Here is a 20,691-nt window from a genome sequence, read left to right as displayed (position 1 = left end):
GGCCAGGGCCGGGCGGGGCGCTGCCGCACGCACGGCAGGTGCCACGGCGGGGCGGGGCGCAGCTGCGGGGCGGCTGGCCGGGGCGGGCGCGGAGGTGCTGCCGTTCACGCGGAACAGCGCCACCACCTGGGTGAGCTTCATGGCTTGCTCGCGCAGGCTGTCTGCTGCTGCAGCCGACTGCTCCACCAGCGCTGAGTTCTGCTGGGTCATCTGGTCCAGTTGGTTCACGGCGGTGTTGACCTGGGCAATGCCCTGGCTCTGCTCCGATGTGGCTGAGCGGATTTCTCCAATGATGTCTGTCACGCGTTGAACGCTGTCCACGATCTCGGTCATGGTGGCGCCTGCATTGCCCACCAGTTGCGTGCCCGATGCCACCTTCTCCACGGAAGCGTCGATCAATGTCTTGATTTCCTTGGCGGCTGCAGCGCTGCGCTGTGCCAGACTGCGTACTTCGCTGGCGACCACCGCGAAACCGCGACCCTGTTCACCTGCGCGCGCTGCCTCGACGGCGGCGTTGAGCGCCAGGATGTTGGTCTGGAACGCGATCCCGTCGATGACGCCGATGATGTCGCTGATCTTGTTGCTGCTGGCGTTGATGTCCTGCATGGTGGATACCACTCGGGACACCACTTCCCCTCCGCGCGCCGCCACGGCAGCCGCTGAAGTTGCCATCTGGTTGGCGGTTTGCGCGGAGTCCGATGTCTGCTTGACGGTGCTGGTCAGCTCCTCCATGCTGCTGGCGGTGGTTTGCAGGTTGCTGGCCGTGTCTTCGGTGCGGTGGGCCAGGTCGTTGTTGCCCTGGGCAATTTCCCCCGACGCCGTAGCAATGCTGTCCGTGGCCGACCGTACCTCGGTCACCAGCTTGCGCAGCGAGGCCACCATGTGGGCCAAGCCATCGAGCATGGAGCCGGGCGGGGCAGCCGGAATCTGGGCATCCAGGTTGCCTTCGGCCACTTCGGACATGATGGCAATGGCGTGGGTGGGTTCGCCACCAATCTGGCGCAACACCGAGCGCGACACCAGCAGGCCGATCACCCCCACCGCCACAAACACCGCGACCACCAGTGCAAGGCTCGACCACAGGGCCTTGCGCAGCATGGCATCGACGTCGTCCGTATACAGCCCGGAGCCCACCATCCAGTTCCAGCCGTCCACTTTGACGATGTACTGCAGCTTGGGCACGGGCGTCTGCTGGCCGGGGCGCGCGAACATGGTGGGCACAAAGGCCTTGCCGTCCTTGCTGCTGCGCATGCCGTTGACCAGCAGGCCGATGATGTCCACGCCCGAACCATCCTTGACCTTGCCGAGCATGTCCTGCCCGTCCCACTCGGTCTTGAAGGGGTGCATCACGCCCACGCCCTCGGTGGACCAGATGTAGAAATATTCGGTCTTGCCCTCGGGGCCACCGTAGCGTGCAATGCGCAGGGCGTCCTTGGCAGCCTTCTGCGCGTCTTCCACCGACATGGCGCCGCTCGCGGCCTTGGCCTGGTAACCGACCACAATGCTGTGTGCGGACTGGACGGCGGTGGTCAGCAGGTCCTTGCGGGACTCGGTGATCAGTCGCCGCTCCTGGAGGAGTGACAGGATGGCCATGATCAGCAGCGCCGTGAGCGCGGTGCCGATCATGAGCATGACTTTCATCTTGAAACTGAGTTTGCTCATGGGAGTCTCCTGTGGGGCGGGTGTCGTGTGTTCATGTTGTGGTTGTTAAGGCCCTGTGTACCAAATTGTGCGGCGAACCATGGGGCCTGCACAGTAGGTGAAAACGCGGCGGTAGCTCTACGTACGCGTCGCTTTGAGGTGCGACAAGACCTCGGCACGTGCGGGGCGGTGCCGCAGAAACTAAAATGCGCAGATGCTCCAGCAACGCACCCTCAAGACCCTGACCCGCGCCGTAGGCGTGGGTCTGCACAGCGGCCAACGGGTCGAGTTGACCCTGCGGCCCGCGCAGCCGGACACAGGCATCGTGTTCCGGCGGGTGGATCTGCCGCAGCCGGTGGACATTCCCATCCGTGCCGAGGCTGTGACGGATACGAGGCTGGCGTCCACCATCGCGGTGGGCAACGCCAAGGTGCACACGGTGGAGCACCTGATGTCGGCCTGTGCGGGGCTGGGCATCGACAACCTGTACGTGGACATCACGGCCGAAGAGGTGCCCATCCTCGACGGGTCTTCGGCCTCGTTTGTGTTCCTGCTGCAAAGCGCCGGGGTGGAGCTGCAGAACGCACCCAAGCGCTTCATCCGCGTCACCCGGCCCGTGGAGGTGCGCGAGGGCGAGGGCGCCAACGCCAAGTGGGCGCGCCTCACGCCGTACCACGGCTACAAGCTCAGCTTCGAAATCGATTTTGACCACCCGGCCGTGGACTCAACTGGCCAGCGCGTCGAGTTTGACGTGGGGCAAGGCAACTACAGCCGCGACATTGCCCGCGCGCGCACCTTCGGCTTCACCCGCGATGTGGAGATGATGCGCTCCAACGGCCTGGCGCTGGGCGGTGGGCTGGACAACGCCATCGTGATGGACGATTACAAGGTGCTCAACAGCGACGGCCTGCGTTATGACGACGAGTTCGTGAAGCACAAGATCCTGGATGCCATGGGGGACCTGTACCTCATCGGCAAGCCGCTGCTGGCCGCCTACAGTGCGTTCCGCTCGGGCCACGCCATGAACAACCTCTTGCTGCGCGAGCTGCTGGCCCAGCGTGATGCCTGGGAGGTTGTCACGTTCGAGGACGAGCGCCAGGCCCCCACTGGCTTCGCGCAGCCTGCGCGCGCTTGGTAGCACGCACATGTTGATCTTTCGCTGGCTGGCCATGCTGCTGCTTCTGGCGGCTGCCGTGTCGTTCGCGTTTTACGCGGGCACCGGGCAGCCGCGCTACAAGCGCCTGGGGCTCGTCATCCTCAAGTGGACAGTGATTGCCGCCGTCTTTTTCTTCGCGGTGATCCTCATCGGCCGCCTGGCCTGATGTATCTGTTGATTGGGGGGCTCTGCTGCCCCGTTTTTCCTCTGCCCTATACTCGCGCCTGCTCCGGGGTGTGCTGATGCGCTGAGATGCGAGAGGCCTGAAGAAATTCAGGCCAGCTTGCGAACCCGACGAACTTGATCCGGTTCATACCGGCGGAAGAAGAGCCGACCTCCTTGTCCCCGTGCCCGCACTCCCTGTGGACACGCCTTGCCTCAGGTGCTGCCATGCGCAGCCACCCGAGGGGCGCACAGGTCCATTCCGGAGCAGACCCACCGCCACCGGAACCAGGAGACCTGCCCATGAACGCCCCCGACCCCCACGCCACACTGGCTGCCCCTGAAAAGTTCGCCGAGCTGCTCGCACGCACCCGCGAACCCTTCCCCGCATCCCGCAAGGCCTATATCCCCGGCCATCTGCACACCGACCTGCGCGTGCCCGTGCGCGACATCGCGCTAACCAACGGCGAGCTGGTCAGCGTATACGACACCTCCGGTCCTTACACCGACCCTGAAGCCGTGATCGACGTGCGCAAGGGCCTGGCCAGCGTGCGCGGTAGCTGGATCGCCGGCCGTGGCGATGTGGAGCACTACGAAGGCCGCGCCCCCGTAGCGCTGGACGACGGCCAAAAGAGCGAAGATGCCACCCGCCTCGCCCAGCTGCGCGCCGAGGCCGCCGCCTTGCAGCGCAAGCCCCTGCGCGCCAAGGCGGGTGCCAATGTCACGCAGATGCACTACGCCAAGAAGGGCATCGTCACGCCCGAGATGGAATACGTCGCCATCCGCGAAAACGGCAAGCGTGAGTGGATGGAACAGTACATGGCCGACGCAGGCCGTGAAAAGCGCCTGATGGGCAACCCGATGGGCGCCAGCATCCCGCGCATCATCACCCCCGAATTTGTGCGCGACGAAGTGGCTCGGGGCCGCGCCATCATCCCCGCCAACATCAACCACCCCGAGGTGGAACCGATGGCGATTGGCCGCAACTTCCTGGTCAAGATCAACGCCAACATCGGTAACTCGGCTGTCACCTCCAGCATCGAAGAAGAAGTGGAAAAGCTCGTCTGGGCCATCCGCTGGGGGGCCGACAACGTGATGGACCTGTCCACTGGCAAGAACATCCACACCACACGCGACTGGATCGTGCGCAACAGCCCTGTGCCCATCGGCACSGTGCCGATCTACCAGGCGCTCGARAAAGTGGGYGGCGTGGCCGARGACCTGACCTGGGMGATCTTCCGCGACACGCTSATCGAGCAGGCCGAGCAGGGCRTGGAYTACTTCACCATCCATGCSGGCGTGCGCCTCGCTTACATCCACCTCACGGCGCAGCGGCGCACGGGCATCGTCTCGCGCGGCGGCTCCATCATGGCCAAGTGGTGCATGGCGCACCACCGCGAGAGCTTTTTGTACGAGCACTTCGAAGACATCTGCGACATCATGAAGGCGTACGACGTGTCGTTCAGCCTGGGTGACGGCCTGCGGCCTGGCTGCGCGTCCGATGCCAACGACGAAGCGCAATTTGCCGAGCTGCACACGCTGGGCGAGCTGACCCAGGTGGCCTGGAAGCACGACGTGCAGACCATGATCGAAGGCCCGGGCCATGTGCCCATGCACATGATCCAGGCCAACATGACCGAGCAGCTCAAGACCTGCCACGAGGCGCCTTTCTACACCCTGGGCCCGCTGACCATCGACATCGCCCCCGGCTACGACCACATTGCCTCGGCCATTGGCGCGGCCATGATCGGCTGGATGGGCACGGCCATGTTGTGCTACGTGACGCCCAAGGAGCACCTGGGACTGCCCGACCGCGACGACGTGAAGCAGGGGATCATTGCCTACAAGATCGCCGCCCACGCGGCCGATGTGGCCAAGGGCCACCCCGGCGCTCGCTCGCGCGATGATGCGCTCAGCCAGGCGCGCTTTGACTTCCGCTGGCAGGACCAGTTCAACCTGGGCCTGGACCCTGAGACCGCCAAGGAATACCACGACGAGACCCTGCCCAAGGACTCGGCCAAGGTGGCGCATTTCTGCTCGATGTGTGGCCCCAAGTTCTGCTCGATGAAGATCACCCAGGAGGTGCGTGACTTCGCCGCCCAGAAGGGTGTGGCCGAGGCTGACGCCCTGGCCCAGGGCATGCAGACCAAGGCGGCGGAGTTCCAGAAGGGCGGGGGCGAGCTGTACATCCCGCTCAAGCCCGTGTGACAGCAGCGCAATAAGCGCAGCTACTGGCCCCGAGGATTCCCTGAAACAGGGCCCCGGGGCCGTGCTTACCCTGTGCGGTGGACCGTCTTGCCCGGCATATAGTCCCGCCCACCCCCGGCCCAGAAGGCGGGGGGTGTGTGTGGCACCAAATTTGCTATGCTGGACTGTCTGTTAAAAAATGTAAGGAAGAGCCATGAATGCTCTCGGCCGCTTCTCCATCCGCACGCGTCTCTACTTCGGAACCGTCTTTTCCCTGATCCTTCTGGTCGTCATTGGTGCCATGGGCTACGTGGCCCTGGACCGAACGCGCGGCACGCTGCAGGTGCTGTTTTCAGAACGCGTGCAGACGCTGACCGACATGTCCGAGCTGCGCACCACCCTGGGTGACCTGCGCCGGACCGAAAAAGACATCATCATCAACTTCAACAACTCGGTCGAGGTCTCTGCCCTGCGCGAGTCCTGGGCCAAAACCCTGACCTCCCTGCGCAAGCGCCTGGCCGATGTGCGGCAAGTGCAGTCGGGCGATGCCGAGTTTGTGGCCTCGATCGACAAATCGCTCGATGAGATCAAGCAGTACGAAACCGGCATCTCACCCATCTTCGAAAAGATCGAGGGCGCGCAGCTCGACGGCGCAGGGGGCGGCGCCTACGCCGACCGCCTGAAGGTCCACATGGAAGCCACCGACAAGCTGTTCTCCAGCCTGGCGGGTTCGGCACGTGCGCAGATGGACGAGGCCCGCGCGGGTGTCGAATCGCGCACCTCCACCATGGCCGCACTGATTGGTGTGGGCCTGGTGCTGGCGCTGGCGGTGCTGATTCCGCTCACGTTCTTCAGCGTGCGTTCCATCACCAAGTCCCTCGGACAGGCACAGGAGCTGGCCGAACGCATTGCCAGTGGCGATTTGTCGCGCGATGTGGCAGCCATGAACCAGGATGAAGTGGGCCAGCTGGTGGGCGCCATGGGCCGCATGCAGGACTCGTTGCGTGACCTGGTGCGCCAGGTGCAGGACGCGGCGGGCAACATCTCCACCGCCAGCTCCGAGATCGCCAGCGGCAACCATGACCTGAGCCACCGCACCGAGCAGACAGCGGCCAACCTGGAAGAGACCGCCTCGTCGATGGAGGTGCTGACCAGCACCGTGCAGCAAAGCGCCCAGGCCTCGCGCCAGGCCAGCGACTTTGCCTCGTCCGCCGCCGAGGTGGCTGCGCGCGGTGGCGCCGTGGTGTCGCAGGTGGTGACCACCATGGACCAGATCACCACCAGCTCGCGCAAGATTGCCGACATCACGGGCGTGATCGATTCGATTGCGTTCCAGACCAACATCCTGGCGCTCAACGCGGCGGTGGAAGCCGCCCGTGCCGGTGAGCAGGGCCGTGGCTTTGCGGTGGTGGCCAGCGAGGTGCGCAACCTGGCGCAGCGCAGCGCCGAAGCGGCCAAGGAGATCAAGGGCCTGATCGGTTCGTCGGTGGAGCGGGTCGAAGACGGCTCGCGCCTGGTAAGCCAGGCCGGCCAAACCATGACCGAGATCGTGAGCAGCGTGCGGCGCGTGTCCGACATCATTGCGGAGATCACCGCTTCGTCGGCCGAGCAAAGCGACAACATCGGCCAGATCAGCCAGTCGGTCACGCAGCTCGACCAGATGACCCAGCAGAACGCGGCACTGGTGGAGGAGTCCACCGCAGCGTCCGAGTCGCTGCGCGAGCAGGCGCACCACCTCAACAGCGCGGTCAGCCAGTTCAAGCTGCAGGATGGCGCGACGGCATCCCCGGCGTTTAGCACCTCGGCACCTGCAACGCCCGCCGCACCTGCGATGGCCCAGGTGGGGCGCCGGCCCGCGCTGCAGATCCGGTAGTTTGAAGTGTTTTTGGCTGGTAGCGCTAGTGCTTCATGCGCTAGCAGCTATCAAAAACGTAGCAAATCAGTCCCGCGTCACCCGCAGCACTTCTTCGCGGCTGGTGATGCCGGCGGCAATCAGGCGTTCGCCATCGTCCCGCATCAGCGCCATGCCACCCGCCAGCGCTGCGGTGCGGATGTCGGCCTCTGAGGCCTGGTTGTGGATCTGTGCCCGGATCGCGTCCGTGGTCACCAGCAACTCGAACACGCCCGTGCGGCCGGTGTAGCCCGTCTGGCCGCAGTGCTCACACCCGCTGCCGTGGCAGTGGCTGCAGAACTTGCGCACCAGGCGCTGGGCCAGCACGCCCAGTAGCGACGACGACAGCAGGAAGGGCTCCACACCCATGTCGGTCAGGCGCGTGACCGCGCTGGCCGCGTCGTTGGTGTGCAGGGTGGCCAGCACCAGGTGACCCGTGAGCGAGGCCTGGATGGCAATCTGCGCGGTCTCGAAGTCGCGGATTTCACCAATCATGATGATGTCCGGGTCCTGCCGCAGGATGGCGCGCAGCGCTTTGGCAAAGGTCAGCTCGATCTTGCTGTTGACCTGGGTCTGGCCCACGCCCGGCAGCTCGTATTCGATGGGGTCTTCCACCGTCATGATGTTGTTGCGCGTGGCGTCGAGCCGACCCAGCGCTGCATACAGCGTGGTCGTCTTGCCCGAGCCCGTGGGGCCGGTGACCAGGATGATGCCGTGCGGCTGGCCGATCAGGCCCTCAAAGCGGCGCAGGGTGTCGCCCTGCATGCCCACGGCCTCCAGGCTGAGCTTGCTTTCACTCTTGTCCAGCAGGCGCAGCACGGCGCGCTCGCCGTGCGCGCTGGGCAGGGTGGAGACGCGCACGTCGATGGCACGGGTGCCCAGGCGCAGGCTGATGCGGCCGTCCTGGGGCAGGCGTTTTTCGCTGATGTCCAGGTCGGCCATGATCTTCAGGCGCGAGATCAATGCGGCATGCAGCGCGCGGTTGGGCTGCACCACTTCGCGCAGCGTGCCGTCCACACGAAAGCGCACGCTGCTGTGGCGCTCGTAGGGCTCGATGTGGATATCGCTCGCGCCGTCGCGCGCGGCCTGCGTGAGCAGGGCGTTGAGCATGCGGATGATGGGCGCGTCGCCCGCTGATTCCAGCAAGTCCTCGACGGCCGGCAGCTCCTGCATCATGCGCGAGAGGTCGGCGTCGCTCTCAACCTCGCTCACCACGGTGGCGGCGCTCGATTCGCTSTGCGAATAGGCCGCGCTGATGCGCTGGGCCAGGGCCGGGGCATCGAGCGCAAGCAGTTGCTGCACCGGGTGCTTGCGCAGCACTTCGGACAGCGCGCCCGCGTCGGGGCTGGGGCCGTGCCACAGCACCAGCTGGTGGCCGTCGTCCTCCAGCAGCAGCTGGGCGGTGCGGGCAAAGGCGTAGGGCAGGGGGTGGCGCATGCGTGGCGGCCCTTCAGCGTGGCGAGGTTTCTGCGGGCAGGGGCGCCAGCGGCTGTGCAGGCACGGTGGCTGCGCCGGGATCTGTGCGTTGTGGCAGTGCGGGCAGGATGGGCGCGCCCGACACCGACTTCATCACCACGCTGGGCGCGGGCTGGGTGGTCTGCTGCAGCGCGCGGATGGCCTCGTAGCGGTCCATCATCAATGCGTCGCTGGTGGCGTTATCACGCACCACAATGGGGCGCAGGAACACCATCAGGTTGGTCTTGTTGCGGGTGCGGTTCTCGCTGCGGAACAGGTTGCCCAGCACCGGGATGTCGCCCATCACCGGCACCTTGTCCTGGCCTTGCGAGTAGCTGTCTTCCAGCAGGCCGCCAATCACGATGATGCTGCCATCGTCCACCACCACGTTCGACTCGATGGAGCGCTTGCTGGTGGTGGGGCCGTTGGCGTTGCTCAGCGTGGCGGTGTCGATCTTGGAGACCTCCTGGTAGATCGCCATCTTCACCGTGCCGTTCTCGCTGATCTGCGGACGCACCTTGAGCATGAGGCCCACGTCYTTGCGCTCCACCGTGGTGAACGGGTTCACGGTATTGTTGCCTGTGCTGTTGGCGTACGAGCCCGTCACGAAGGGCACGTTGTTGCCGATGATGATGCGCGCCTCTTCGTTGTCCAGCGTCATCAGGTTGGGTGTGGAGAGCACATTGGCATCGCCGCTGTTCTGCAGAAAGTTCGCCAGCGCGCCCAGGTAGTACTGCCCGTTGATGCGCGGGGCCAGCCCCAGGTTCAGGCCTGTGCCCAGGCCGCTGCTGCCAGCCAGCGATGCGTAGTTGCCCGTTGCGAGCGCGGCCGTGGCGTTGAGGATGTTCATGCCGGCCTGGCCGGAGTTGGTACCGATCACGCCCACGGTGCCATCGCCGTTTTTGCCCAGAATGCCCTGCCACTGGATGCCGAACTCGGCCACCTTGTTGGCAGAGACCTCGACGATCAGGCTCTCGACCAGCACCTGCGCGCGSCGGCCGTCGAGCTTGTCGATYACSKCGCGCAKCTGGCGGTACWGCGGCTCGGGCGCCGTGATGATSAGYGAGTTGGTSGWSGGGTCGGCCTGGATCTGWCCGCCGGTSGASGGCTGGTTGTTGTTGGTGCTGCTGGTGCCCATGGCGCTGGTGCTGGAGCCCAGGCCGCCGCTGGTGCTGCTGCCGGACGAGCTGCCGTTGGTGGACAGCATGCCCCCGGTGCTCAGCCCCGTGCTGGGTGCGGGCGCGCTGGCACCGCCACCACTGCTGGCCGCACCGCCATTGCCACCGCCCATGGCCGCCATGGCGGCGCGCAGGGTGGTGGCCAGCTTGGTGGCGTCGGCGTTCTTGAGGTAGACCACATGGATGTTGCCGCTGGCCGCGCTGCTGCCCGGCGCGGGGGCCTGGTCCAGCTGGGCCACCAGGGCGCGCACCTGGGCCACGCGGGCCGGGTTGGCGGCACGCAGGATCAGCGAGTTGCTGCGCGGCTCGGCGATGAGGGTGGTCTTGAACGCGGTGTCGGCCTGGCCGGGCGCGGCCGCGGCTGCGGCGCCCCCGTTGGCGCTGCCGCCGTCGATCAGGCGCGACACCAGCGGTGCCAGGTCGCTGGCAATCGCGTTCTTGAGCGGAATCACCTCCACATCGCTGGCGTTGGACACATCCATGGCCGCCACGATGCGCGCCAGGCGCTGCAGGTTGTCGGCATAGTCGGTGATCACCAGCGAGTTGTTGCCGGGGTTCACGTTGATGGTGTTGTTGGGGCTGATGAGCGGGCGCAGCACCGGCACCAGATTGGCGGCGTTTTCGAAGTTGAGCTTGAATATCTGCGTGACGATCTGCCCACCGCCGGGCGCGCTGCCCGCGTTGCCCTGCACCACGCTCACGCTGCCGCCCTGCAGCTTGGCGTCGGCCTCGGGCACCACCTTGTACAGGCCGGCCGCCTCCACCACCGTGAAGCCCTGCAGCCGCAGCGCGGCCAGGAACTGCTGGAACGCGGCGGCAGGCGTCACCGCGCGCTCGGTCACGAGGTTGAGCTGGCCTTTGACCCGTGGGTCCACCACCACGTTGCGGCCGGTGATGGTGGCCATGGTGCGGGCCACGGCCTCGATCTCGGCGTTGGCAAAGTTGAGCGTGACGGGTTCGCTGGGGCGCACGCTGCCGGTGCGGGTGTCCACCGCCGTCTGGGCGCCAATCTGGCCACTGGCGCAGGTAAATATTGCGCTGGCTGCTATGGTTTTGAGAGTAAAACGCAGGCGTGGAGCAAACAGGAAAGTCATAGATTCAACCCACGGTGATGATGGAGCGCGCGCCATTGCGCCGTCCGATGATGTTCAGAAGATTGGACAGTGCGGCCTCCCGCTCGGGGGTGGCGCTGGCCTCGCCTGCAAAGCGCAGGCGGTTGCCCACCCACTGGCCGCTGCCGCTCAGTTGCAGGGCCCCGTCGAGGGTGCTGAGGGCGAGCGTGGGCACCTCGCCGCCCTGCAGTACCAGCCGGTAGCTGCCCATGGGGCGCAGGGTGGACAGGCGCGAGGACATGGCCCGCGCATCCATCTGGGCCTGGCCCGCCAGCACCATGCGGCCAGCAGCCCATTGCGCCGTCAGCGCGCGTGTCTGCAGTGCCAGCTGCCCCTGCGGCTGCAGGGTGTTCCAGGGGGTGCCCAGGCCCGCCAGCAAGGCCGCCGGCCACTGGCTCTGGCCGTCGGCCACAGTGATTTGCGGGCCGGCCCAGCGCAGGTGCACCTGGGCCCGCAGGGGCTCGGGCGTGCAGCAGCCTGCGTGCAGTTGGGCGCTTAGCCCGCCCCAGGTGGGGCGCAGCTGCCAGTCCACCCGGCCGGGCAGGGCGGCGCTGTCTTTGCTGGCCTGGCCACCAGTCAACACCAGTTGGGCCGAGCCGGTCCATACCGTGCCCCTTGGCTGCAGCAACAGCACCTGTCCCTGGGTAGCGCTGGCCACGCCGCCGGCCATCCAGTGCGCAGGCGCAAAGCCCACCACGGCGGGCAGCACGCCGGCCAGCGCACCGGCCCATGCCCAGCCCCACGCCGTGCGGGGGGCGGAGCGGGGGGCAGGGCGTGTCGGACGGAGGTTGCGGGCCACGGGGGGAATGTATTGTTCAGGTCAGTCCGCGGGTCAGCGGGCCGGGGCAGTGGGCAGGGCCAGCACCACGGTGCCATCCCAGCGGGGCATGGACACGGGCGCGCTGCCCAGGGTGATGGGCGCATTGCCCGCGGGCGCCGCAGCAGCAGGGGCTGCGCTGCGGGTCAGCCGCGCTTCCAGCGGTGTGGCGCGGGCGTTGCTACGGGCTTGGGCCAGCCATTGGGCCAGCGCGTCGGCCGATGCGCCTTTGAGCGTGACCGTGGCGCGGTCGCCCGCCACGTTGAGCTGTGCCGTGTTGCCCAGGCGCTGCGTGAGGGCGGTGCGCAGCGCACCCACGGCATCGCCTGGGCTGGTGGCGGGTGTGGCCTGCAGCTGCTGGGCCTCGGCCTGCAGGCTCTGCATGCGCTGCAGCTGGGCGTCGAGTGCGGCGTGCCGCGCGGGCGCGGCGCGCAAGGTGCCGAGTGCGGGGGCGACGGCCACCCACCACAGCAGGGCCAGCGCCACCACCACAGCGGCGGCCAGCACCAGGTTCTGCTCGCGGGGCGCCAGGGCTTTCCAGCGGTCCTGGAGGGCGGAGGATCGGGTCATGGGCTCACCTCGGTGCGCAGCAACAGGCTGCCATCGTCCACGCGGGCGCGGTACCCGGCGGCTTGCAGGCGGCCAGACACCACAGATTCTTCATCGGGCGCCAGGGTCACGCCACGCAGGCGCAGCTCGCCCGGCGTGTATTCGATGCTGCTGGGCAGGCGGCCATCGGGCAAGGCCGCTCCAGCCGCCGCCAGCAGGGGCTCCAGGTCGCGCGCCGAGACACTGCCGGCAGCCTGCCGCAGCTGGGCGAGTTCGCGCTCCATCTGCACCGGCGCATCGACCACCACCTGCACTTTGGGGAAGGTCTGGGTCAGGGTGTTGCGTACGCTGGCCTGCTTGGCAGTCAGCGCCTGCCGTTCTTGCCAGGCCCAGGCATTGAGCCCCACCAGGTGCGCCACCACCAGCACGCCCGCGCCCCAGCGGGCTGCACGCCACTGCGGGGCATACAGCGCCGCGCTCAGCGCGCTGCCCACTTTGCGCAGCGCGCGGGTGCTGCTGGTGCTGGACAGGTCGAACTGCGCCAGGTCCCAGTCGCCGCGGGCGGCATCGAGCGCGCGCTGGCTGGTGGTGTGCAGGGCAATGCGTTGGCCTTGCTGACCCAGGGTGCGTTCGGCCAGCGCAGCCACGGCGGGCTCGGCGCGGACCATGAGGGCTGGTTCGTCTCCGCTGTCGGCGGTCGGCAAGGCGGCGCGTGCCAGGGTCAGGGCCATGGGGGTCAGCGGCAGCACCGCCACGCCTTGGTCGGCGCCATGGCCGGTCAGCACCACATAGGCCTCTTCGGGCGTGCCCAGGGCACACAGCTCGGGCTGGCCGCTGGCCGTGGGGCCCGGCGCAAATTCGGGCACCACGCGGGCCACGCGGCGGCCTGCGGCCTCCAGCGCCTGCAGGTGTTCGCGCAGCCAGGCGCGGTCGCACACGGCCACCCACACCGGTTCGCCAGCCTGCGCACGACTTTGTGCGCCGGGTTGCAGCGCAAAGTGCAGCTGGCTGGCATCGTCCAGCACGCGGTCTTCGAGCAGGCCTTCGAGCACGGATCGCAGCCGGGGCGTCTGCTGGCCGGCACCCAGCGGCACGCCGGCCGGAATGGTCACGCGCTGCCACGACAGCGCCCGTGCGGGCACCACGGCCACGACCTCGCCGCCGGGGCGGGTGGGCTCGGGCAGCAGGGCAGCGGGTGCGGTGGCGTGCTGGAGGGCGGAATGGCCGTCTGCCGTGAGCGTGTAGGCGTACTCGGAGGCGGGTCCCGGGCGGGCCGGCGGCAGGAAAAGGATCAGGGTGCTCATGGGCGGGTTTTGCGGGCCATTTTAGGGGGCGGGCGTGACGCAGCGGCGGTGTGGGTGGGTGCAGTGTGAGGGTTGTTACACCCTCAGCGCTGTGCCCCGGGCAGCAGTTGCGTGGTTTCCCGGTCGAAGGCGCCGCGTTCGCGCCACAGTGTGGTCACGTCGATGCCCTGTTTGCGCACCAAAGAGCGCTCGTCCACCATCGCATCGCCGAGCCGCAGGCGGCCCCGTACTTCAAAGTACGAAGAGGCCACGGCGTGGGCACTTTCGTTGATGTCGATGCTGGCGCCCACCAGGTCGCGCACGTCGCTGAGGGTGCGGAAGTGCCGCGCCTCGCGCGTCTGCACGATCTTCTGGGCCGTGGCGCTGTCCAGCCCGTCGATGGCGGCCATGAGCACGTTGATGTCGGCGGTGTTCAGGTTGACCGGGGTGCGCACAGGCAACAGCGTCACATGCGGGGCGAGCGCCGCCACTGTGGCCGGGGTCAGGCCCAGCCACCCCAGCTGGGTCACGCTGGGCGGCAGCAGGGGGGCGGAGCCGCTGTCGGTGCCTGCACCCGCCTGCGCGCGGCGCAGGCCGTCGATCAGGGTGCTCAGCTGCTGGCCGGGCAGGCCCAGGCGCTCGAACAATCGGGTGAACTGCCGCAGCGCCACGGCCTGCACCTGCCCGCCCTCCGCGAGGTTGGTGATGTTCAGGCGGCCCTGCAGGTCGGTGATCTGGCCCGACAGGAAGGCCTCGGTGGTGTCGGTGCTGGCATCGTCCACCTGGGTCACGTTCTTGTCGGCCGCGAGGAAGGTGGACAGCCGGGCCTCCTGCAGGGGGATGGCCCAGGGTTCGGCCAAGTGGTCGGCCCCGCCGGAGCGCCCATCCTCGCGCAGGATGAGCCGCGACCAGTCGAGCGCACCGACCAAAATCCAGGTGGACTGCACGTGGCCGCGCTCGGCCGTCTCGACCTCCACCGCGCGCCACTGCTGCCACATCGCGGCCGCCGCAAAGGTGGCGACCAGCGTGACGGTGAGCATGGCGGCGAGCAGGGCGGCGCCGTGCGCCCTGTGCCTGTGCAATGGGCGCTGCCACAGCGAGTGCCACCGTGGAGCTGGCTTTGCCAGGCCACGGGTGGCGTCCCCCTGGGGGGATGCGGCGCAGCCGCTCAGGGGGGTACTCACGATCTGCCTCCGCCCAGCACGGGGTTGACCCAGTCGCGCGTCAGCTGGCCTGCCAGCGCCTGGCCCGGGGGAAGGGTGATCTGCAGGCGGATGCCGTCCGGAATGGCCGAAGTGCTGTCGCCCGACGGGGTGCCCGTGCTCGACTGCGGGTTGGACCACGCGCCGCCCCGGTAGTAGAAGATCTGCCAGCTGTCGAGCGGCAGCAGCGTCACCTCGTAGCGCCGCTCGGCGTCGCCCGGCGTGCGCGCCCACTGGGCGGCCTGCTCCCAGGCCTGCCGCCAGTCGGCGCGGGTGCGCACCGGCGGCGACTGCCAGCGCAGCCACTGGCCCACGCCCTGGTTGTTGTTGCGGCGGGTCCAGGCCACCACCAGCGCACCCTCGTCGGGCACGGCGCTGCTGCGGCGGGTGAGGCGCAGCACCTGGCCGTCCCAGTCCAGCGGCGTGGTGTTGGCAACGGGCATCAGGGCGTCCAGGTCCGTACCCCACTGCCCCAGCGCAGCCTGCAGCACCAGCATCTCGTCTGCCCGCTGGCGCGTGGACTCCTGCGCCCGCACCATGCCATCGAGCCCGCGCCAGCTCAGGATGGCGATCAACGCCATGACGCTGATCGCGACCAGCAACTCGATGAGTGTGAAGCCGCGCGGGACCTTCAAAAATGGCGCGACGCGAGGCCAGCGCACCCGTGGAACTGGCTCTGCCAGGCCACCGGGTGCGTCCCCCTCACGGGGGGAAGGCGCGAAGCGACTCAGGGGGGGCATTAATACCTTCCAATGATGGTGGAGAGGCGCAGGATGGAGTTGTCCCCGTCCAGCACCTGCGCATCGATGCGCCGAAAACTCGGGTTGGGCGTAGGCCGCACGATGGTCACCACCTGCAGCTGGCGCCCGGCCTGCTCGCAGGTCAGGTTGCTGTCACCCACACTGGGCATCTGGCGCGAGAGCCGGGCCTTGACCAGCTCGTTCTCCGCGCACAGCTGCGCGAGCACGATGTCGGACTGCCGCAGGGCGTTGCGCGTGAGCGCCGTCGTGGCCTGCAGCCCCGCCATGAGGGCAATGGCCACGATGGCCAGCGCCACCAGCACTTCCACCAGCGTGAAACCCCGGTGGCCGATGAGAGGGCGGCGCATCCTCACTGCACCGCATCCACGGAAAACGGGCGCACGCCGTCGGTGGCAATGCGCAGGGTGCGGTCGGGGGAGGACTGGTGGGTGATCAGCACCTGCTGCGGGCCGATCAGGGGCTCGGGGCCCAGTAGCAGCACTGCCGGCCCGCGCACCACGGTGCCAGGGTCCAGCCACTGGTTGGGCAGGGCGGCCTGCGCGCTGCGCGGCAGCCCTTCAAAGCGGAAGCCCCCCGGCAGTGCGCGCCAGCGCACGGGGATGCCCCCTGCGCGGGACTGTGCACGCGCGGATTCGAGCAGCGCCGCCAGCCGTGCGGCTTCCCGCTCCAGCTGCGTCTGTCCGCCATCGCGCATCGCCAGCCCCACGCCCGCCGTGGCCAGCGCCATGATGCTGATGACCACCAGCAGCTCCAGGAGGGTGAATCCGCGCGAGCGGTTCATGGAGCTGCGCGATGGGAGGTCGCAACGGTCACGGCGCATCCACCAGGCGCACGGCCGCAGCGCCGGGCCGCCCCAAGCAAGGCCCGGCCCCATGCACCAGCGAAGCGCAGGGCGAGCCTGCTGTGGGGGGCAGGGAGTGACACGCCAGTGCACGACCGTGGGGACCACATCTCTTTACTGCCAGCTGCCAATATCGGCGTCCTTGCCTTCGCCGCCCGACTGGCCATCGGCGCCGAACGACATCACGTCGATCTCGCCCTTGATGCCGGGGTTGAGGTATTGGTAAGGGCGGCCCCAGGGGTCGTTGGGCAGCTTTTCCAGGTACAGCTTCCAGTTGCCGGGTACGGGGCCCGCAGTGGGCTTGATGACCAGCGACTGCAGGCCCTGCTCGGCCGTGGGGTAGCGCTGGTTGTCCAGGCGGTAGAGCTTGAGCGCCTGCATGATGTTGGTGATGTCGGTGCGGGCGGCCGTCACGCGGGCATCGTCGGCACGTTCGAGCACGTTGGGCACGATCAGCGCGGCCAGCACGCCGATGATCACCAGAACCACCATCAGCTCGATGAGGGTGAAACCACGGGCCACGGACTTGGCAACGCGGCGGGGGGCGGAACGCACGAGGAGGGAGAAAGAAGTGTTCACTGCTGGCGGTCTCTCGGATGGTCGAATCGCGTGAATCATAATCCCCGCATGGTGACCAATACGTACAGCAAATGGGGCGTCCGCCTGGGGACTCTGGTGCTCTGGGCAGCAGCCGGCGCCAGTGTGGTCTATTGGGGGCTGCGCCTGTCGGCGCCTTCGTCCGCTTCCTCCGCCCCGGCAGTGGCGCCCGCCCCGGTGGCCATGGACGCGCAGGCGCTGGCGCGTTTGCTGGGTGCTGCGCCTGCAGCCCCTGGCGTGGCAGCGCCGGTGGCACCCACCGCGAGCCGGTTCACGCTGATCGGGGTGCTGTCGGGGCGCAGCAGCGGCGGCGGTGCGGCACTGATTGCCGTGGACGGCAAGCCCGCCAAGCCCTTCCGTGTGGGCGCTGCGGTGGACGAAGGCCTGGTGTTGCAGGCCCTGGGCCCCCGCCAGGCGCAACTGGGGACCAGCATGGGCGGACCCGCTACGGTGACGCTGGACATGCCGCTCAAGAACTAGGCCCCTGCTGGCCTACAGCTTCAGGCCAGTTCCCTGATTTCCCATTCCCCCCAGCCCGGTGCCGCCACCGGCCAGTCCTCTGAGCGGGGCAGGGCGCTCTCACCCCGCTCCTGCAACCAGGCCACGCAGCGTGCCACGCCGGCGTGGGTGATCCACACCACATCTCCCACGCCCTGTTCGGTGCGCCACGCCTGGGCGCTCTGCAGGGCTGCTGCTACGCGGTGCAGCATGTGGGCCAGGCTTTCGCCCCCGCCGGGTGTGTGGGTGGCGAACCCGGCCACCCAGGTGTCGATGGCACTTTTGCCGATGGCGTCCCAGGGCTGCCCTTCCCAGCGGCCGAAGTCCATCTCGCGCAGCCGGGCGTCGGGAGTGAAGGTCAAATCCGGTCTGAGCGCTTGTAATTCATGCGCCAGAAGCTCACATCTTTGTAGCGTGGAATACGCCACGCACGCAGCGCGCCCCCCCGGGGGCAGGGCCGTTGCCAAGCGCTCTGCCGCAGCGCGGGTGGCCTGCGCGTCGGCCGGGACGTCCCACACGCCGTAGCAAGTGCCCGGGGGAACCAGCGGGGCTGCATGGCGCACCAGCCACAGGCGGCTGCTGGTGGCGGCAGGAGGGGGCGTCATAGCCATCGCAGTGCGATGGCCGCGCCCAGGTAGAACCCGATCTCGCTCACCTGCTGCGTGGCGCCCAGGCAGTCGCCGGTGAAGCCTTGCAGCCGCCGGGCGAACCAGCGCGCCATCCAGCCCGCGCAGAGCGCGCTGAGAGCGATGGGCGCTACCAAAAAAAGAGCTGTCTGGGCATATCCGACTAGCGCAAGGGGCGGAAAACACCATAAAAGTGCCGCAACCAGTGCCTGGCTGGAGATCTGGTCGGCCAGCGGCTTGCTTTTGGAGCGCGCCGTATCACCCACATGCGGCAGGCTGCGCACGATGAGCAGGGGCCAAAAGCGCGACAACACATGCGCGCCGACCAGGGCCGCCAGTGCCACCGGCAGGCTGTGCGCCCCCAGCAGCGCCAACAGGCTGAGCTTGGCCAGCAACGCCAGCACCAGCGCCATGGCCCCGAAGGCGCCGATGCGCGAGTCCTTCATGATGTCCAGCGCGCGTTCGCGGTCGTAGCTGCCGCCCAGCCCGTCGGCCACATCGGCCAGGCCGTCTTCGTGAAAGCCGCCGGTCATCAGCACCGTGGCGATGGTGCAGAACACGGCGGCCACGGCCGGGGCCAGCGGGTTGGGCGCCAGCGCCCAGTGCAGCGCGGCGTACACGGCCGTGGACAGCAGCGCCGCCAGCCAGCCGATGCCCGGAAAGTGCGCCGCGCTGGCCCGCAGCATGGCCGGGCTGTAGCCCACCCAGTTCGCCAGCCGCCCAGTGACGGGGATGCGGGTGAAGAACTGCACGGCCAGCAGGTAGTGGCGCAGGGCTTGCATGGTGTGCAGTTGTTGCTTGATGCTTCTTTTTTGATAGCTGTCAAGGCATGTTCAACTAGCGCTTGCAGCCATTTTTGGCATTATTTGGACCGCAAGAACAGGCGGTAGGCCGGGTTCAGCGTTTCTTCCACATAGGGGTAGCCCAGCGTGGCCAGGAAGGCGTCGAAGGCCGCCTTGTCTTCGGGCGGCACCTGCATGCCCACGAGGATGCGGCCATAGTCCGCGCCCTGGTTGCGGTAGTGGAACAGGCTGATGTTCCAGGTCGGCTGCATCAGACTCAAAAATTTGAGCAGCGCGCCGGGCCGCTCGGGGAAGGTGAAACGCATCAGGCGCTCGTCCTGCGCCAGGGCCGAGTGGCCGCCCACCAGGTGGCGCAGGTGTTCCTTGGCCAGTTCGTCGTGGGTCAGGTCCAGCGCCTCGAAGCCGTGGCGGTTGAAGTTCTTGGCGATCTTTTCCGATTCACCCTTGCCGTTGGTAGTCAGGCCCACGAACACATGGGCGCGGGCGGCGTCGCTGATGCGGTAGTTGAATTCGGTCACGTTGCGCGGGCCGCCGGGCAGGCCGCCCACCACCTCGCAGAAGCGGCGGAAGCTGCCGCGCTCTTCCGGAATGGTGACMGCGARCAGCGCCTCGCGCTCCTCGCCCACCTCAGCCCGCTCGGCCACGAAGCGCAGCCGGTCGAAGTTCATGTTGGCGCCGCAGAGGATAGCCGCGTAGGTCTCGCCCTTGGTCTTGTTCTTGGCCACATATTGTTTGATGGCCGCCACCGCCAGAGCGCCTGCGGGCTCGACGATGCTGCGCGTGTCCACAAAGATGTCCTTGATGGCGGCGCAGACGGCGTCGGTATCGACGGTGATGTAGTCATCCACCAGGCCCTGCGCGACGCGGAAGGTTTCCTCGCCCACCAGCTTCACGGCGGTGCCGTCAGAGAACAGGCCCACGTCGGCCAGCGTCACGCGCTCGTGCGCCTGCACCGACTGGATCATGGCGTCCGAGTCGTTCATCTGCACCCCGATCACCTTGATCTCGGGGCGCACGGCCTTGATGTAGTTGGCCACACCCGAGATGAGTCCGCCGCCGCCAATCGCCACGAACACGGCATCGAGCTGGTTGCTGCCCAGACTTTGCAGCTGGCGCAGGATCTCCATGGCGATGGTGCCCTGGCCGGCAATCACGTCCGGGTCGTCGAACGGGTGCACGAAGGTCAGGCCCTGTTCCTTTTCCAGCTGGACGGAATGGCCGTAGGCGTCGGAATAGCTCTCGCCAAACAGCACGACCTCGCCACCGAGCGTCTTCACGGCATCAATCTTGAGCTGCGGGGTGGTGGTGGGCATCACGATCACGGCGCGCGTGCCCAGTCGGTGGGCGCTCATGGCCACGCCCTGGGCGTGGTTGCCGGCCGAGGCGCAGATCACGCCGCGCTGCAGCTGCTCGGGCGTGAGGTGCGCCATCTTGTTGTASGCGCCSCGCARCTTGAAGCTGAACACSGGCTGCTGGTCTTCGCGCTTCAGGAGTACCTTGTTGTGCAGGCGGCGGCTGAGGTTCTTGGCGGGCTCCAGCGCCGACTCCACCGCCACGTCATACACGCGGGCAGTCAGGATTTTCTTGAGGTAGTCGGCGGGGGTGAGGTGCTGGGTCATGGCAGGTGCAGGAGGAGAGCCCCACCGGCGCAGGGCGGCGGGCGGGGGCCCACATCATAGGGCGTCGCCCTGGCGAGGTGCCGAGGCATCCGGGACGGCAACCTGCCGTGGGACGGTGCGAGCGGGCAAAAAAAAGCCCCGGGCCGTGAGGCCTGGGGCTAATCCATCCTTTGAGGAGATGGAGGAGACAATCGGTGCGAGGCAAGTGCCGGGTTCCGGGCTTCTTGCCGCCTGCCGGTTCCTTTCTGTTCGAAAGCGGCAGCGCATGGGCGAAGTTTAGCGCGAGTCTTGTTGCGATGCAGCAAAATTCGCA

General features: G+C 67.7%; 19 protein-coding genes and 1 riboswitch. Of the genes, 5 read left to right on the top strand and 14 right to left on the bottom strand.

Going from position 1 to position 20,691, the window contains the following annotated elements:
- On the bottom strand, positions 1 to 1,662 hold a 1,662-nt coding region (locus tag AC04MI_RS06200), incomplete at its 3' end, for a methyl-accepting chemotaxis protein (RefSeq protein WP_476497361.1).
- A gap of 193 nt (positions 1,663 to 1,855) precedes the next feature.
- Here AC04MI_RS06200 and lpxC point away from each other — a divergent pair.
- From lpxC to AC04MI_RS06180, 4 genes are all read left to right on the top strand, one after another.
- A complete protein-coding gene (gene lpxC / locus AC04MI_RS06195) occupies positions 1,856 to 2,779 on the top strand; it encodes a UDP-3-O-acyl-N-acetylglucosamine deacetylase (RefSeq protein ID WP_436078435.1) in 924 nt (307 codons plus the stop codon).
- Between the two features lie 7 nt (positions 2,780 to 2,786).
- Positions 2,787 to 2,963 (top strand): hypothetical protein, encoded by a 177-nt coding sequence (locus tag AC04MI_RS06190; RefSeq protein ID WP_015012563.1) that lies wholly within the window; start codon positions 2,787 to 2,789, stop codon positions 2,961 to 2,963.
- 54 nt (positions 2,964 to 3,017) lie between these two features.
- Positions 3,018 to 3,141, top strand: a riboswitch (TPP riboswitch).
- A 148-nt stretch (positions 3,142 to 3,289) separates the two neighbouring features.
- The gene (thiC, locus tag AC04MI_RS06185) at positions 3,290 to 5,167 is read left to right on the top strand and encodes a phosphomethylpyrimidine synthase ThiC (protein WP_476497363.1); all 1,878 of its coding nucleotides are present in this window, start codon (positions 3,290 to 3,292) and stop codon (positions 5,165 to 5,167) included.
- Positions 5,168 to 5,360: 193 nt separating this feature from the next.
- Positions 5,361 to 7,019, top strand: coding sequence for a methyl-accepting chemotaxis protein (locus AC04MI_RS06180; RefSeq protein WP_056059188.1), 1,659 nt, complete (start codon positions 5,361 to 5,363; stop codon positions 7,017 to 7,019).
- 66 nt (positions 7,020 to 7,085) lie between these two features.
- Here the strand turns inward: AC04MI_RS06180 and AC04MI_RS06175 are convergent, their stop codons facing one another.
- The 10 genes from AC04MI_RS06175 to gspG form a co-directional block, all read right to left on the bottom strand.
- Complete coding sequence (locus AC04MI_RS06175; protein ID WP_476497360.1) at positions 7,086 to 8,474, bottom strand: GspE/PulE family protein; 1,389 nt, start codon at positions 8,472 to 8,474, stop codon at positions 7,086 to 7,088.
- Between the two features lie 13 nt (positions 8,475 to 8,487).
- Positions 8,488 to 10,764 carry a type II secretion system secretin GspD gene (gspD, locus tag AC04MI_RS06170; protein WP_476497359.1) on the bottom strand — a complete coding sequence of 759 codons (2,277 nt, stop codon included), beginning with the start codon at positions 10,762 to 10,764 and terminating at the stop codon, positions 8,488 to 8,490.
- Between the two features lie 4 nt (positions 10,765 to 10,768).
- A complete protein-coding gene (gspN, locus tag AC04MI_RS06165) occupies positions 10,769 to 11,581 on the bottom strand; it encodes a type II secretion system protein N (protein WP_436078437.1) in 813 nt (270 codons plus the stop codon).
- Positions 11,582 to 11,614: 33 nt separating this feature from the next.
- Entirely contained in the window at positions 11,615 to 12,169 is a 555-nt protein-coding gene (gene gspM / locus AC04MI_RS06160) for a type II secretion system protein GspM (protein WP_436078438.1), read from the bottom strand.
- Positions 12,166 to 13,452: a type II secretion system protein GspL gene (gspL, locus tag AC04MI_RS06155; RefSeq protein WP_436078439.1), complete on the bottom strand. Its 1,287-nt coding sequence runs from the start codon at positions 13,450 to 13,452 to the stop codon at positions 12,166 to 12,168. The genes gspM and gspL overlap by 4 nt, the downstream gene beginning before the upstream one ends.
- Positions 13,453 to 13,535: 83 nt before the next feature.
- Entirely contained in the window at positions 13,536 to 14,513 is a 978-nt protein-coding gene (gene gspK / locus AC04MI_RS06150; protein WP_436078480.1) for a type II secretion system minor pseudopilin GspK, read from the bottom strand.
- Between the two features lie 98 nt (positions 14,514 to 14,611).
- The gene (locus AC04MI_RS06145) at positions 14,612 to 15,373 is read right to left on the bottom strand and encodes a PulJ/GspJ family protein (RefSeq protein WP_192420653.1); all 762 of its coding nucleotides are present in this window, start codon (positions 15,371 to 15,373) and stop codon (positions 14,612 to 14,614) included.
- Positions 15,373 to 15,741 carry a type II secretion system minor pseudopilin GspI gene (gene gspI, locus AC04MI_RS06140; RefSeq protein WP_056059169.1) on the bottom strand — a complete coding sequence of 123 codons (369 nt, stop codon included), beginning with the start codon at positions 15,739 to 15,741 and terminating at the stop codon, positions 15,373 to 15,375. The genes AC04MI_RS06145 and gspI overlap by 1 nt, the downstream gene beginning before the upstream one ends.
- Before the next feature lie 2 nt (positions 15,742 to 15,743).
- Positions 15,744 to 16,175, bottom strand: a complete 432-nt coding sequence (locus tag AC04MI_RS06135) for a prepilin-type N-terminal cleavage/methylation domain-containing protein (RefSeq protein WP_056059165.1) — start codon at positions 16,173 to 16,175, stop codon at positions 15,744 to 15,746.
- A gap of 174 nt (positions 16,176 to 16,349) precedes the next feature.
- Complete coding sequence (gene gspG, locus AC04MI_RS06130) at positions 16,350 to 16,790, bottom strand: type II secretion system major pseudopilin GspG (RefSeq protein ID WP_099731210.1); 441 nt, start codon at positions 16,788 to 16,790, stop codon at positions 16,350 to 16,352.
- A 72-nt stretch (positions 16,791 to 16,862) separates the two neighbouring features.
- Between gspG and AC04MI_RS06125 the strand changes: the two genes are divergently transcribed.
- Positions 16,863 to 17,312 carry a type II secretion system protein N gene (locus tag AC04MI_RS06125; protein WP_056745245.1) on the top strand — a complete coding sequence of 150 codons (450 nt, stop codon included), beginning with the start codon at positions 16,863 to 16,865 and terminating at the stop codon, positions 17,310 to 17,312.
- A gap of 20 nt (positions 17,313 to 17,332) precedes the next feature.
- On the opposite strand, the gene AC04MI_RS06120 is transcribed toward AC04MI_RS06125, so the two are convergent.
- The 3 genes from AC04MI_RS06120 to ilvA form a co-directional block, all read right to left on the bottom strand.
- Positions 17,333 to 17,935: a histidine phosphatase family protein gene (locus tag AC04MI_RS06120; RefSeq protein ID WP_436078440.1), complete on the bottom strand. Its 603-nt coding sequence runs from the start codon at positions 17,933 to 17,935 to the stop codon at positions 17,333 to 17,335.
- A complete protein-coding gene (cobS, locus tag AC04MI_RS06115) occupies positions 17,932 to 18,738 on the bottom strand; it encodes an adenosylcobinamide-GDP ribazoletransferase (protein WP_436078441.1) in 807 nt (268 codons plus the stop codon). Before cobS ends, AC04MI_RS06120 begins: the two co-directional genes overlap by 4 nt.
- An 80-nt stretch (positions 18,739 to 18,818) precedes the next feature.
- The gene (ilvA, locus tag AC04MI_RS06110) at positions 18,819 to 20,378 is read right to left on the bottom strand and encodes a threonine ammonia-lyase, biosynthetic (protein WP_476497355.1); all 1,560 of its coding nucleotides are present in this window, start codon (positions 20,376 to 20,378) and stop codon (positions 18,819 to 18,821) included.
- Positions 20,379 to 20,691: the final 313 nt, after the last annotated feature.

Source organism: Acidovorax sp. LjRoot204 (assembly GCF_056175785.1).
Note: the sequence above shows the minus strand (reverse complement) of the source record. Positions and strands in the feature narration are given on the sequence as shown.

Bases quoted from the DNA above. Each gene is read 5' to 3' on its own strand.
- cobS (WP_436078441.1), bottom strand. From the start codon at position 18,738: ATGCAAGCCCTGCGCCACTACCTGCTGGCCGTGCAGTTCTTCACCCGC.
- AC04MI_RS06180 (WP_056059188.1), top strand. From the start codon at position 5,361: ATGAATGCTCTCGGCCGCTTCTCCATCCGCACGCGTCTCTACTTCGGA.
- lpxC (WP_436078435.1), top strand. From the start codon at position 1,856: ATGCTCCAGCAACGCACCCTCAAGACCCTGACCCGCGCCGTAGGCGTG.
- AC04MI_RS06145 (WP_192420653.1), bottom strand. From the start codon at position 15,373: ATGCCCCCCCTGAGTCGCTTCGCGCCTTCCCCCCGTGAGGGGGACGCA.
- AC04MI_RS06190 (WP_015012563.1), top strand. From the start codon at position 2,787: ATGTTGATCTTTCGCTGGCTGGCCATGCTGCTGCTTCTGGCGGCTGCC.
- AC04MI_RS06125 (WP_056745245.1), top strand. From the start codon at position 16,863: ATGGTGACCAATACGTACAGCAAATGGGGCGTCCGCCTGGGGACTCTG.
- AC04MI_RS06120 (WP_436078440.1), bottom strand. From the start codon at position 17,935: ATGACGCCCCCTCCTGCCGCCACCAGCAGCCGCCTGTGGCTGGTGCGC.
- gspM (WP_436078438.1), bottom strand. From the start codon at position 12,169: ATGACCCGATCCTCCGCCCTCCAGGACCGCTGGAAAGCCCTGGCGCCC.
- gspI (WP_056059169.1), bottom strand. From the start codon at position 15,741: ATGCGCCGCCCTCTCATCGGCCACCGGGGTTTCACGCTGGTGGAAGTG.
- gspL (WP_436078439.1), bottom strand. From the start codon at position 13,452: ATGAGCACCCTGATCCTTTTCCTGCCGCCGGCCCGCCCGGGACCCGCC.
- AC04MI_RS06135 (WP_056059165.1), bottom strand. From the start codon at position 16,175: ATGAACCGCTCGCGCGGATTCACCCTCCTGGAGCTGCTGGTGGTCATC.